The organism is Pseudomonas sp. B33.4 (genome assembly GCF_034555375.1).
Lineage (GTDB): Bacteria > Pseudomonadota > Gammaproteobacteria > Pseudomonadales > Pseudomonadaceae > Aquipseudomonas.
Genome location: NZ_CP140706.1, coordinates 1,220,206 through 1,232,916, shown reverse-complemented (window position 1 = coordinate 1,232,916; position 12,711 = coordinate 1,220,206). Strand labels below are relative to the sequence as shown.

10 protein-coding genes are annotated in these 12,711 nt (G+C 61.0%); all 10 read right to left on the bottom strand.

Annotated features, from left to right (window positions below):
• Window positions 1-126: 126 nt before the first annotated feature.
• On the bottom strand, window positions 127-831 hold the full coding sequence (locus U6037_RS05320; RefSeq protein ID WP_322847284.1) for a TetR/AcrR family transcriptional regulator: 705 nt from the start codon (window positions 829-831) through the stop codon (window positions 127-129).
• 114 nt (window positions 832-945) lie between these two features.
• Complete coding sequence (gene lysS / locus U6037_RS05315; protein ID WP_053117529.1) at window positions 946-2,448, bottom strand: lysine--tRNA ligase; 1,503 nt, start codon at window positions 2,446-2,448, stop codon at window positions 946-948.
• Between the two features lie 112 nt (window positions 2,449-2,560).
• A protein-coding gene (gene prfB / locus U6037_RS05310; RefSeq protein WP_102900567.1) for a peptide chain release factor 2 occupies window positions 2,561-3,656 on the bottom strand; the annotation gives its coding sequence in 2 pieces (ribosomal slippage) (window positions 2,561-3,583 and window positions 3,585-3,656; 1,095 coding nt in all).
• 586 nt (window positions 3,657-4,242) lie between these two features.
• Window positions 4,243-5,244: a PleD family two-component system response regulator gene (locus U6037_RS05305; protein ID WP_322846044.1), complete on the bottom strand. Its 1,002-nt coding sequence runs from the start codon at window positions 5,242-5,244 to the stop codon at window positions 4,243-4,245.
• A gap of 48 nt (window positions 5,245-5,292) precedes the next feature.
• Window positions 5,293-6,303 carry a chemotaxis response regulator protein-glutamate methylesterase gene (locus U6037_RS05300; RefSeq protein WP_016983556.1) on the bottom strand — a complete coding sequence of 337 codons (1,011 nt, stop codon included), beginning with the start codon at window positions 6,301-6,303 and terminating at the stop codon, window positions 5,293-5,295.
• Window positions 6,300-8,588, bottom strand: a complete 2,289-nt coding sequence (locus U6037_RS05295) for a hybrid sensor histidine kinase/response regulator (protein WP_322846043.1) — start codon at window positions 8,586-8,588, stop codon at window positions 6,300-6,302. The genes U6037_RS05300 and U6037_RS05295 overlap by 4 nt, the downstream gene beginning before the upstream one ends.
• Window positions 8,585-9,268, bottom strand: a complete 684-nt coding sequence (locus tag U6037_RS05290; RefSeq protein ID WP_322846042.1) for a chemotaxis protein CheW — start codon at window positions 9,266-9,268, stop codon at window positions 8,585-8,587. The genes U6037_RS05295 and U6037_RS05290 overlap by 4 nt, the downstream gene beginning before the upstream one ends.
• Window positions 9,265-10,536 (bottom strand): CheR family methyltransferase, encoded by a 1,272-nt coding sequence (locus U6037_RS05285; protein ID WP_322846041.1) that lies wholly within the window; start codon window positions 10,534-10,536, stop codon window positions 9,265-9,267. The genes U6037_RS05290 and U6037_RS05285 overlap by 4 nt, the downstream gene beginning before the upstream one ends.
• Complete coding sequence (locus U6037_RS05280; protein ID WP_322846040.1) at window positions 10,533-11,069, bottom strand: chemotaxis protein CheW; 537 nt, start codon at window positions 11,067-11,069, stop codon at window positions 10,533-10,535. Before U6037_RS05280 ends, U6037_RS05285 begins: the two co-directional genes overlap by 4 nt.
• Window positions 11,069-12,691 carry a methyl-accepting chemotaxis protein gene (locus tag U6037_RS05275; RefSeq protein ID WP_322846039.1) on the bottom strand — a complete coding sequence of 541 codons (1,623 nt, stop codon included), beginning with the start codon at window positions 12,689-12,691 and terminating at the stop codon, window positions 11,069-11,071. The genes U6037_RS05280 and U6037_RS05275 overlap by 1 nt, the downstream gene beginning before the upstream one ends.
• Between the last annotated feature and the right edge of the window lie 20 nt (window positions 12,692-12,711).

The following is a 12,711-nucleotide window of genomic DNA, read 5'->3' as shown; positions in this document are numbered from 1 at the left end:
ACCTTTCCCCTGTAGGAGCTGCCGAAGGCTGCGATCTTTTGATCTTGGTCTTTAAAAGCAAGATCAAAAGATCGCAGCCTTCGGCAGCTCCTACATTGGGATCGGCGTCAGGCGGCAACGATTGCGTTACACCGATGCAAGCACCAGGTGCATGTAGCGCGTCAGAATGCCGAGCATGTCCTCTTCGGCCAAAGGCTCGGCGTCGTTGAGCAGGCCCTGATATTCCATCCGTCCGATAATCGCCGTCAACACCTTGGCATCCTGTTGCGGTTCACGCGAGCCCAATACCTGAAACAACTGGCAAGTGCCCTGCAGCAGAATCTGCTGATGCGAGCGCACCAGAATCGCCAGACGCGGGTTGAGCAACGCCTCCTGACGGAAGGCCTGCTCAGCCATCAAGTGCTCACGGCGATTAACCAATTGACGATGCACGTAGTCGGCCATCAACCGCGCAATGTCATCGGCCAGTTGCGAGCGTGACTCGGGGCTGCCGTCGCCACTGACCACCATCTCACGCAGCAAGCCTTCGTTGTTGACCCATAACTTGGCCATGTACGCCGCGCTGCGCTCGACGTACTGAGCGAAGGTATCGGTGAGCAGGTCGTCGATATCCTTGAAGTAATAGGTGGTCGCCGACAACGGCACACCGGCTTCGGCCGCGACGGCACGGTGGCGCACGGCACGCACACCGTCACGCACGACAATCCTCATCGCCGCGTCGAGAATGTCCTGTCGACGCTGCTCACTGCCCTGTCGGCTGGCCTTGCGACCCTGGTACTGAACGCTTTCAGCGACCGCAGTGGCGATACCCGCTGCACCTTCTTGAGCTATTGCACCGATCACGACAGGTATTCCTCTGCTAATTCAAAATTAACCAATTGATACATTTGTACCAGACAGGCAATAAAAAGCCGCCTGTTTTAGGCGGCTTTTTAACTGAAACGTTTACGCTTGCGGTCGCATGTGCGGGAACAGGATCACATCGCGGATCGACGGCGAGTTGGTCAGCAACATCACCAGACGATCGATGCCGATGCCTTCACCGGCCGTTGGCGGCATGCCGTACTCCAGCGCGCGAACGAAGTCGGCGTCGTAGTGCATGGCTTCGTCGTCGCCGGCGTCCTTGTCGGCCACCTGCGCCATGAAGCGCTCGGCCTGGTCTTCTGCGTCGTTCAACTCGGAGTAGGCGTTGGCGATTTCGCGGCCACCGATGAACAGTTCGAAACGGTCGGTGACGTTCGGGTTGTCGTCGTTGCGACGGGCCAGCGGCGACACTTCGAACGGGTACTGAGTAATGAAGTGTGGCTGCTCCAGCTTGTGCTCGACCAGTTCTTCGAAAATCATCACCTGCAGCTTGCCCAGACCTTCGAAGCCCAGCACCTTGGCGCCGGCCTTCTTGGCGATGGCGCGAGCCTTGTCGATGTCGTTCAGATCATCGGCGGTCAGCTCAGGGTTGTACTTGAGGATCGAGTCGAACACCGACAGGCGTACGAACGGCTCGCCGAAATGGAACACCTTGTCGCCGTACGGCACGTCGGTGCTGCCCAGAACCAGCTGCGCCAGTTCACGGAACAGTTCTTCGGTCAGGTCCATGTTGTCTTCGTAGTCGGCGTACGCCTGATAGAACTCCAACATGGTGAATTCAGGGTTGTGACGAGTCGAAACGCCTTCGTTACGGAAGTTGCGGTTGATCTCGAAAACCTTTTCAAAGCCACCAACCACCAGACGCTTGAGGTACAGCTCAGGCGCGATACGCAAGAACATTTCCATGTCCAGCGCGTTGTGGTGGGTTTCGAACGGTTTGGCCGCGGCGCCGCCCGGAATGGTCTGCAGCATCGGCGTTTCGACTTCGAGGAAGTCGCGCTTCATCAGGAAGCTGCGGATGTGCGCGATCACTTGCGAACGGACGCGGAAGGTCTGACGCACTTCTTCGTTGACGATCAGGTCAACGTAGCGCTGGCGGTAGCGCTGTTCGGTGTCGGTCAGGCCGTGGTGCTTGTCCGGCAGCGGACGCAGCGATTTGGTCAGCAGACGCACGTTGGTCATTTCAACGTACAGGTCGCCCTTGCCGGAACGCGCCAAGGTGCCTTCGGCGGCAATGATGTCGCCCATGTCCCAGGTTTTCACCGCGGCGAGGGTGTCTTCCGACAGGGTTTTACGGTTGACGTAGACCTGAATGCGACCGGTCATGTCCTGAATCACCATGAACGAGCCACGGTTGAGCATGATGCGACCGGCAACCTTGACCGGGATTGCAGCCTCTGCCAGCTCTTCCTTGGTCTTGTCCGCGTATTTCTTCTGCAGATCTTCGCAGTAGTTTTCGCGGCGGAAGTCGTTCGGGAAGGCGTTGCCCTTGGCGCGCTCGGCAGCCAGCTTTTCCTTGCGCAGGGCGATCAGGGAGTTTTCTTCCTGTTGCAGGGCTTGCGGGTCGAGTTGTTGGTCGCTCATGTCTTTAGATATTCCATCAGGTTCATTGCCTCCGGGCCTTGCGGCCCGGGGATCGCCAGCAGGCTGGCTCCTACAGGGATCGAGGTGAATCAGTCGCCCTGTATTGCGTCTTTTACAGCCCTGATTTCAGGCTGGCATACAGGTATTCGTCGATATCGCCGTCGAGTACCTTGTCGCAGTCGCTGCGTTCGATGTTGGTGCGCAGATCCTTGATCCGCGACGCATCGAGCACGTACGAGCGAATCTGGTGACCCCAGCCGATATCGGACTTGGTGTCTTCCAGCGCTTGCGACGCGGCGTTGCGTTTCTGCATTTCCTGCTCGTACAACTTGGCCCGCAGCATTTTCATGGCGGTGTCCTTGTTGGCGTGCTGGGAACGTTCGTTCTGGCAGCTGACCACGGTGTTGGTCGGTACGTGGGTGATACGTACGGCCGAGTCGGTGGTGTTTACGTGCTGACCACCGGCACCGGAGGAACGATAGGTGTCGATCCGCAGGTCTGCCGGGTTGATTTCGATTTCCACCTTGTCATCGATCTCTGGCGAAACGAAAACCGCGGAGAACGAGGTGTGGCGACGGTTGCCGGAGTCGAACGGGCTCTTGCGCACCAGACGGTGCACGCCGATCTCGGTCCGCAGCCAGCCAAAGGCGTATTCGCCCTTGATGTGCACGGTCGCACCTTTGATACCGGCGACTTCACCAGCCGACAGTTCCATGATGGTCGCGTCGAAACCGCGTTTGTCCGCCCAGCGCAGGTACATGCGCAGCAGGATGTTGGCCCAGTCCTGGGCTTCGGTGCCGCCGGAACCGGCCTGGATGTCCAGGTACGCGTTGTTCGGGTCCATTTCATGGCTGAACATGCGACGGAATTCCAGCTTGGCCAGGTTTTCCTCGAGACGGGCCAGCTCGGCGACGACATCGCCCACTGCGCCTTCGTCGTTTTCTTCGACGGCCATGTCCAGCAGGTCGCGGCAATCGGCCAGACCGCCGTTCAGTTCGTCGAGGGTATCGACGATCTGTGCCAGCGCGGCGCGCTCGCGGCCCAGTTCCTGGGCGTATTCAGGTTTGTTCCAGACGCTCGGATCTTCAAGCTCGCGATTGACTTCAGTCAGACGCTCATGCTTTTGATCGTAGTCAAAGATACCCCCGAATAGTTTCGGAGCGCTCGGACAGGTCCTTGATGGTGTTCAGGATCGGGTTGATTTCCATGACGGGCAGCACTCGTTGGCGAACTTTTGAAAGCCGGCGAGTATAACGTAATCAGGCTGTGACGGCAGCCCGTCTGGCGGGTGTGGGGATCATTAAACCCTTTGCCCTCACCCTAGCCCTCTCCCAGAGGTAGAGGGGACTGATTGGGGGATATTTGAGGGATACGCCGACGTGAAAGGGCTTTGCCGAATCCAAGATCGCCAAGGCTTTCAGGCGGAAATTGGCGTATGGGCCTGCCCTCACCCTAGCCCTCTCCCTAGCCCTCTCCCAGAGGTAGAGGGAACCGATCGGTGGATGTTCGGGAGATACGCCGACGTGAAAGGGCTTTGCCGAATCCATGATCGCCAAGGCTTTCATGCGGAAATTGGCGTGTGGGCCTGCCCTCACCCTAGCCCTCTCCCAGAGGTAGAGGGGACTGATTGGGGGATATTCGAGAGGTACGCCGACTTGAAATGGTTATGCCGAATCCGGAATCGCCACGCTTGAAGATCCATGATCGATTCGGTCGATCAGGTCGATGTACAGCGCCAGACACCTCGGTCGGCCCCCTCTCCCTCCGGGAGAGGGCTGGGGTGAGGGCCGCCCGTTACTCGATGCCGACCTGATTACGCCCACTGTTCTTGGCCAGATACAGGCCACGATCCGCCGCCGAAATCAGCAACCGACAATCGCTACCCGCCTGCGGCACCATGGTCGCCAGACCAATACTGATCGTCAGGCTCGCCCCTTCCGCCGGGGTATTGTGCGGAATCTTCAGCGACGCCACGGTCTGCCGTAGCTTCTCGGCCACCAGCCGCGCGCCGCCCGGCGAGGTATTCGGCAACACCAGCGCAAACTCTTCACCGCCATAACGCGCCGGCAAGTCCGACGGTCGCGCACTGGCGTCGCGGATCGCCGTCGCCACCTTGCGCAGCGCCTCATCCCCTTCAACGTGGCCAAAGCTGTCGTTATAGGATTTGAAGTAATCAACGTCGATCATCAGCAACGACAACTGGCTCTGATCACGCAGCGAACGGCGCCACTCAAGTTCCAGGTACTCGTCGAAATGGCGGCGATTTGACAGCCCGGTCAGGCCATCGGAGTTCATCAAACGTTGCAGCACCAGATTGGTGTCGAGCAGTTGCTGCTGGCTGACCCGTAGCGCGCGGTACGCCGCGTCGCGCTGCAACAACGTCATGTACGAGCGCGAGTGATAGCGGATGCGCGCGACCAGTTCGATGGTGTCCGGCAATTTCACCAGATAATCGTTGGCCCCGGCCGAGAATGCCGCGCTCTTGATCAGCGGGTCTTCCTTGGTCGACAGGACGATGATCGGAATGTCCTTGGTCGCCGGGTGGTTACGGTACTCACGCACCAGGCTGAGGCCGTCGAGGCCGGGCATGACCAGATCCTGCAGGATCACCGTCGGCTTGATCCGCACCGCTTGCGCAATGGCCTGATGCGGGTCGGAACAGAAGTGGAAGTCGATGTTCTCTTCGTTCGACAGCCCGCGGCGCACCGCTTCGCCGATCATCGCCTGATCATCCACCAACAACACCATGGCGGCGTTTTCGTCGGTTTTAATGTCGTCGATCTGTAAGTCATTCATGGGCGGTCACCTGAGTACTGCGGGGGCCAGGATTGCGGATTGACCTGATCATCTGGGAAAAATCTCCTGCAATCGTGGCGCTATTCTTTCCAGCGGACGTATTTCTACGGCGGCATCAATGGCCGCAGCGGCTTTGGGCATGCCGTACACCGCACTGCTTTGCTGATCCTGCGCGATGGTCAGATAACCCTGTTGGCGCATGAGCTTAAGCCCTTGCGCCCCGTCGCGTCCCATCCCGGTCAATAGAACCCCGACCGCATCACCGTTCCAAAAGCTGGCGACGCTTTCGAAAAACACGTCGATCGAAGGCCGGTAGATCTCGTTGACCGGCTCGGCGGTGTAGGCCAGCGTGCCGTTTTTCAATAAGCGAATATGGTGATTGGTGCCGGCCAGCAGCACGGCGCCGGCCTGTGGCGGTTCGCCTTCGCGGGCGAGCCGTACATCGAGGCCGCTGGCGCTGGCCAGCCACTCTGCCATGCCGGCGGCGAATACCTGATCGACGTGCTGCACCAGCACAATCGCCGCCGAGAAATCCTTCGGCAAGCCCTTGAGCAACACCTCCAGAGCCGCCGGCCCACCTGCCGATGAGCCGATCGCCACCAATCGCTGGCACGAAGCGGAGCTGCGCTGGGCAGTCGGTACCGGGCGTGAGCGTTGCGGTTTCTCGCCGATCAGCCAGCCGATGTTCAGGATTTTGCGCAACAACGGCGCTGCCGCTTCCCGAGCATCACCGACACCGAGAGCCGGGGTATCGACCACGTCCAGCGCGCCGTGGCCCATGGCCTCGAAGACCCGGTGCACGTTTTGCTGACGATCAACGGTGACGATGACGATGGCACATGGGGTTTCAGCCATGATCCGCCGAGTCGCTTCGACGCCATCCATCACCGGCATGATCAGGTCCATCAGAATCAGGTCCGGGGTGTTTTCGGCGCACAGCTGCACCGCCTCGGCGCCGTTGCGGGCGACCCAGACCACCTGATGTGCCGGCTCGAAAGCCAGCGCACGGCGCAATGCCTCCACCGCCATGGGCATATCGTTGACGATTGCGATCTTCATGCCCGCGCTCCTCCGATGAGCTCGACCACTGCGTCGAGCAGGGCGTCGTCATGAAAACTGGCTTTGGCTAAATAATAGTCGGCGCCGGCATCGAGGCCACGGCGCCGATCCTCTTCGCGATCCTTGTACGACACGACCATTACCGGCAGCGACTGCAGACGGTTGTCGCGACGCAGCAGCGTGACCAGCTCGATGCCGTCCATGCGCGGCATGTCGATGTCGGTGATCAGCAAATCGAAGTCCTCCGAACGCAGCGCGTTCCACCCGTCCATACCATCCACCGCCACCGCGACGTCGTAGCCGCGATTGAGCAACAGCTTGCGTTGCAACTCGCGCACGGTCAGCGAGTCGTCGACCACCAGCACCCGTTTGCGCGACGCTTCCACCGCTTGGTTGCCGTGGCGGGCGATGCGCTCCAGACGTCCAGTATTGAGCAGTTTGTCCACCGAGCGCAGCATGTCTTCGACATCGACGATCAATACCACCGAACCGTCGTCGAGCAACGCCCCGGCGGAGATGTCCTGCACTTTGCCCAGACGCTCGTCGAGTGGCAAGACCACCAAGGTACGCTCGCCAATGAAGCGTTCGACGGCAACACCATAAATCGCGTCGCGCTCGCGAATCACCACGACTTTAAGGGTTTCGCCGCTGTTCTGACTGGCCGGGCGGTTGAGCAACTGACTGGCCGCAACCAGGCCGACATGCTGGCCTTCGTGCCAGAAATGCTGACGGCCTTCGACCTGCACGATGTCTTCCGGGGCCAGATCGCACATGCGTTCGATGTGCGCCAGCGGGAAGGCGTAGGCCTCTTCGCCGACTTCCACCACCAGACTGCGCACCACCGACAAGGTCAGCGGCACTTCCAGATGGAAGCGACTGCCCTCGCCCGCCGTCTGCTCCAACACCACCGCACCGCGCAACTGGCGAACCATGTGTTGAACAGCATCGAGGCCAACGCCGCGCCCGGACACTTCAGTGACCGTGTCGCGCAGGCTGAAACCGGGCAGAAAGAGGAAGGTCAGCAGTTCCTCTTCGCTCAACTGCGCGGCGGTCTCAGCTGGGGATAATTGCCGTTCGACGATGCTGCGGCGGACCTTTTCCAGGTCGACGCCGTTGCCGTCATCGCTCAATTCCAGCACCAGCAGTCCGGCCTGATGCGAGGCACGCAGGCGGATCAGACCCTCTTCGGATTTGCCTTTGAGCAGACGCTGCTCCGGGGTTTCGATGCCGTGATCGACGGCATTGCGCAGCAAATGGGTCAGCGGCGCTTCGAGCTTTTCCAGCACATCGCGATCGACCTGGGTTTTTTCGCCCTCGATCTCCAGGCGTACCTGTTTGCCGAGACTGCGGCCCAGATCACGGACCATGCGCACCTGACCGGTGAGGACATCGGCGAATGGCCGCATGCGACAGGCCAGCGCCGTGTCGTAGAGCACTTGCGCACGCTGACTGGCCTGCCAGGCGAATTCGTCCAGCTCGGCGTTTTTCTCGCTCAGTAGCTGCTGGGATTCGGCGAGCAAACGGCGCGCGTCTTCCAGGGCTTCCAGCGCTTCAAGGCTCAGCGCGTGCTCCTTGAGGTGGACGTTGAGATTTTCCAGCGCCCGCAGACCGTTGTTCTGCATACGTTTGAGGCGTTGCATGGTCGCCAGATGCGGCTTGAGCCGCTGGGTTTCCACCAGCGATTTGCTCGACAGATCGAGCAGGCTGTTCAGGCGCTCGGCGGTGACACGCAAGACACGCTCGCCACCTTCGGTGGAGCGTTTGCTTTTGCGTGGCGTCGGCTCGGAGGGCTCGACCGGCGCGTCCATGACCGGAGCTGGCGCGGGTTCAAAGACCGGCGGCGCTTCAAGTTGCAACTCGGCCATCGGCGGTGCAATCAGCGTTGCCGGCGGTGCCGACGGATCGAGCAAACCCGCCATCAACGCCACGTAAGCTTCAATATCGCTCGCTTGCGGCGCATTGGCTGGCGTGGCGATGCGCATCAGCAAATCGGTGCCCTGCAACAACGCATCAATGTGCTCGGGCCGCAGCAACAACCGCCCTTCCTGCGCACAGACCAGACAATCTTCCATGACATGAGCGACGCTGACGCCGCTGTCGATACCGACTATCCGCGCCGCACCCTTGAGCGAGTGCGCCGCGCGCATGCACGATTCCAGTTGATCGGCCTGGGTCGGATTACGCTCCAGCGCCAGCAGCCCGGCGCTGAGGACCTGGGTCTGCGCTTCGGCTTCGAGGCTGAACAGCTCCAGCAAGGAGGCGTCGCGCATTTGCTCGGGGGTCATGTGAGGCTCCGGGTCACGGCGGACAGCAGCTGTTCTTCATCCAGCCAGCGCAGACTTCGACCGCGATATTGCAGAACGCCACGGGTGTATTTGGCACTGGCTTGCGCGCCGGACTGCGAGGCGGCATCGAGAATGCGTTCGTCGATGGCGTGAATGCCGTCAACTTCATCCACCGGCACCACCACCGGCCCGCCATGCGCAGCGATGATCAGCATGCGTGGCATGATTCGCGCCCCCGTGGCCGGCGCGGCGTTGCCATCCAGATCGAGCAGTTCGACCAGCGACAGGCACGCCACCAGCGCGCCGCGCACATTGGCCACGCCGAGCAAGGCGCGCGAGCGCTGGTGCGGCAACGAATGAATCGCCTGCAGCGGTGCGACCTCAACGAGACTGCGCGTCGCCAGCCCGAGCCATTCTTCGCCGAGTCGGAACATCAGCAGAGAACGGGTTTTAACGTCGGTTTCAACGGCGCTGGCCACCGGATCGCGCTCGTCCTGCTGTAACGCATAACGGTCGAGCAGGCGTGTGGCAGCGGCGGAATACACCGAGCAATTGCGGCAATGGATGTGCTCGTCCAGCAGCGGACAGGACTTGTCGCCATGGATGCCGATACGGTTCCAGCAATCATCGATGGCCCGGGCGTCTTCGTGGGTGACGTTCAAGGTGTCGGACGGGATCATCGTTTACGCTCACTGTCGGCGGTGCGGCCGCTGCGGGCGGCGCGCTCCTGTAATCGTCTGGCACCCGCCGTGTCGCCCTGGGCCTGCAACAACGCGGCCAGGTGCATCAAGGCTTCGGGATGTTGCGGTTCGAGGTACAACGCCTTGCGATAGAACCCTTGGGCTTCGAGAGTCAGACCGGCGACATCGCTGAGCAAGCCGAGCCAGTAAAACACCTGAGCCACCGGTTCGTGGCTGCGCAAATACTGTTCACAGGTGGCCCGGGCTTCGGCGCTTTTGCCTTCGTTGGCCAGTGCGGCGATATTGGCCAGCAGGGTTGCCGCATCCGGGTTCGCGCCTTTGCTGGCAATCGACAGTGGCGTCACGGAGGCAAACGGTCGCTGGCGCACCACCGCTGGCGGTGTGCTGCGTGGCGGCAGGCTGACAGGCAACGTGACGGGTTTAGGCGTTGGCAACGGCTCGGGGTGCGGATCACTGTGGCGACTGAACGCAAACGACTGCGGGATACCGATTGAACGCATGCCCAAACGTCCGAGCAGACTGCCCTCGGCCGGGCCGATAAACAGCACGCCGTCGAAATGAGTCAGGCGTTTGAGCACCTCGAACACCAGTTTTTGCGTTGGCTGATCGAAATAGATCAGCAGGTTGCGGCAGAACACGAAATCGAACGCCGGCTCGCTGGCCAGCAGCGTCGGATCGAGCACATTGCCGACCTGCAAACGCACCTGCTCACGCACATCGTCATTGACTCGATGGCCTTCTTGCTCAGACGTGAAATGCCGGTCGCGAAAGTCCAGATCCTGACCGCGAAACGAATTCTTGCCATACAACGCACGCCGCGCTTTCTCCACCGACAGCGGGCTGACGTCCATGCCGTCGACCTTGAACTGATGCGGCTTGAGCCCGGCATCGAGCAAGGCCATGGCAATCGAATAGGGTTCTTCGCCGGTGGAACACGGCAGGCTGAGGATGCGCAGCGCGCGCATGTTATTCAGCTCGGCGAGGCGATTGCGCGCCAGCTTGCCGAGCGTGGCGAAGGATTCCGGGTAACGGAAAAACCACGTTTCCGGGACAATCACCGCTTCGATCAGCGCCTGTTGCTCGTCCCGCGAGCCTTGCAGCAAGTGCCAATACTCATCGGCATGCGCCGCTTGCGAGAGTGTCGTGCGCTGGCGCACAGCGCGCTCGATGATCGCCGGGCCCACCGATGTAACATCGAGGCCGATGCGTTCCTTGAGGAAGTCGAAAAAGCGCTGGTCGCTGCTCATGCCTGCGCCTCAAGCTGCGCCGGATTCAGCGGCGGATCGGGGAACAGCAAAGTACGCACGGCGTCATCGAGCAAGTCATTGACCCGCACCCATTGCACCAAGCCCTGGGCATCTTCACGCACCGGGCCGAGGTACGGCGCCGCGCGGTTGTCGAGGCCGTAAGGCTGGAATTCCTGAGGATGGCAACGCAGGGTGTCGGTGGCCTGTTCCAGAATCAGCCCGAGCCATTGCGCGGATTGCGATGCATCGGGCTGATAGTTGACCAGCACCAGCCGCGTGCTGGTGCGCGCCTCGGCGGGATGGCCGAAGGTCAACGCACTCAAGTCAATCACCGGCACCACCGCGCCGCGATAGGCGAATACACCAGCCACCCACTGCGGTGCGCGGGCAATCGGTTTCAACGGCAGGCGCGGCAACACTTCGGCGACTTCGGTGGCGCGCAGGGCGTAACGCTCGCTGCCGATGCGAAACAGCAGGAACAACGCCGGCTTCGCCACCTGCGCGGCGCTGCGTTTGGCGATGATGTCGCTCATCAGACTTTGAATCGCGAAACGCCGCTGCGCAGCCCGACGGCCACCTGGCTCAGTTCGTCGATGGCGAAACTGGCCTGACGCAGCGACTCGACGGTCTGGCTGCTGGCGTCACCCAACTGCACCAGCGCGTGGTTGATCTGCTCGGCCCCGGTGGCCTGCGCCTGCATGCCCTCGTTGACCATCAACACCCGCGGCGCCAGCGCCTGCACTTGATGGATGATCTGCGACAGTTGCTCGCCCACCTGCTGCACTTCGGACATGCCGCGACGCACTTCTTCGGAGAACTTGTCCATGCCCATCACCCCGGCAGACACCGCCGACTGAATTTCGCGGACCATTTGCTCGATGTCGTAAGTGGCGACAGCGGTCTGATCCGCCAGACGTCGCACTTCAGTGGCAACCACCGCAAAACCGCGTCCGTATTCACCGGCCTTCTCGGCTTCAATCGCCGCGTTGAGCGACAACAGGTTGGTCTGGTCGGCAACCTTGACGATGGTCACCACCACTTGGTTGATGTTGCCGGCCTTCTCGTTGAGGATCGCCAGTTTGGCGTTGACCAGATCGGCCGCGCCCATCACCGAATGCATGGTGTCTTCCATGCGCGCGAGGCCTTGCTGACCGGAGCCGGCGAGTACCGAAGCCTGATCGGCGGCCGTGGACACTTCGGTCATGGTGCGTACCAGGTCGCGCGACGTGGCCGCAATCTCACGGGACGTAGCGCCAATCTCGGTGGTCGTCGCAGCGGTTTCGGTGGCGGTGGCTTGCTGTTGCTTGGAGGTGGCGGCGATCTCCGTCACCGAGGTGGTCACCTGCACCGACGAGCGCTGGGCTTGCGACACCAGCGCGGTCAGCTCGGTCATCATGTCGTTGAAGCCGGTTTCCACCGCACCGAACTCGTCCTTGCGCTCAAGATTCAGACGCGAACTGAGGTCACCAGTGCGCATGGTTTCAAGGATTTCCACGATGCGATTCATCGGCGCCATGATCGCGCGCATCAACAACAGACCGCAAAGACCGGCGGCCAGCACAGCAACCAGCAGGGAGATGAACATGCTGACTTTGGCCGCTGCTACCGCGTCGTCAATATTGGCCATGGCCTGATCGGCGACTTTCTTGTTTTCGCCGATGATGTCGTTGAGCTTCATGCGCCCGGAATACCAGGCGGGCGTGAGCTTGTCGTGGAACATCTTCACCGCATCCGCTTCCAGATTGCGTTTATGCAGATCCAGCACGGCATCCTGAATCTGGATGTAGGCATCGTGGTACTTCTCGAACGCGGCGAACTCGGTCCGGTCCTCGTCGGTGGCCATGGTCTTGCGATAGTTGGCCATCTGCTCCTGCAAACGCGCCTCGAACGCCTTGTAGTCGGCCGCGTCCTCGCTGGAAATCCCCAAGCCTTCCTTGAGCCCGAGCAGTTCCTGTGTCTGCAGATAGCTGTCGACCCACGCGCCGCGAATCATCGAGCTGTAATAGACGCCGGGAATCGCATCGTCGCGCACGCTGTTTTCACTGGCTTCAATTTTCAACAGTCGCGAATATGAGACGACAACCATCAACAGCATGATGGCGATAATCACCGCAAAGCTCGCCAAAATGCGTTGGCGCAACGTCCAGTTCTTCACAGTGAGTCCTCGTGCCTAGG